Raw genomic sequence first — 893 nt, 5'->3', positions numbered from 1 at the left:
GCCGGCGGCGTGGGCGATGACGTGGTCCAGGTCGGCCCAGCCGGCGGGGGTGGTGCAGCCGGGGTGGCGGCAGGTGCGGTCGCGCAGCCGCAGGAACCGGTGCTGGCCGGTGGAGGGCCGGTAGCCGTCCACCGGGCCCGGTGGCCCCAGCAGCGGGCAGGAACAGGACGCGCCGGGCCGCGCGGGGTCATCGGGGTGCTGTGGGCAGCCGGCGGTGGCGAGGCGGGCCAGTTCGGTGCGGCCGGTGACGGCCAGCAGCGCCCCGGCGGCGTCGGTGATCGCGATGTGCAGGCTCCCCGCCGGTGGGGCGTGGATGCCGCTGGCGTCCAGCTGGGTGAGCAGTTCCCGCAGGTGCGCGGCGGTGATGGGTTCCCCGTCGACCTCCCCCACCGGCTCCGGCACGGCACCGGCCAGGGTGGCGGGTGGGGTGAAGGCGGGGGGCAGTGGAGCGCCGGCGGCGAGGAAGCGGGCGGGGGTGAGCGCCGGCAGCGGGGCGACCACGGTGAGCTGGGCGGTGACCGTCGGCTGGTCCTGCCACGGGCGCAGCACCAGGTCGGCCAGCGCCCCGGCGCGCAGCATCCCGACCGGCCGGCCGTCCCCGGCCTCCCGCGCCGCCCGGGCGTGCTGGTCCACCGCGTCCCGGCAGGCCCGCGCCTCGGGGTGCGGGAGCAGGGCGCGCAGCTCGCTCATCCCGTCCCCGACCGGCCGCACCGTCACATCGGCGGCCCGCTGCCGCACCGTCCGCCGCCGCTCGGCCGCGGCGGCGTCGCGGGCCAGCAGCTCGGCGCGCAGCCCCTCCCGCAGCCGGCCCAGCCCCAGCCCGGCCGCGCCGGGCAGCACCGCGGCCTCGGCGGCGGCGATCACCGCCGGATCGGTGTCCGCGCCGAACGCGG

At 80.5% G+C, this 893-nt stretch carries 1 pseudogene; it reads right to left on the bottom strand.

Features of this window, described 5'->3' with window-relative positions:
- Window positions 1-893: pseudogene (locus E9529_RS21460) on the bottom strand (hypothetical protein); the annotation flags it as partial.

The sequence above is a fragment of the Blastococcus sp. KM273128 genome, assembly GCF_021698975.1.
Lineage (GTDB): Bacteria > Actinomycetota > Actinomycetes > Mycobacteriales > Geodermatophilaceae > Blastococcus.
The sequence above is the reverse complement of the archived record's forward strand: the minus strand, read 5'-3'. Positions and strand labels throughout refer to the sequence as shown.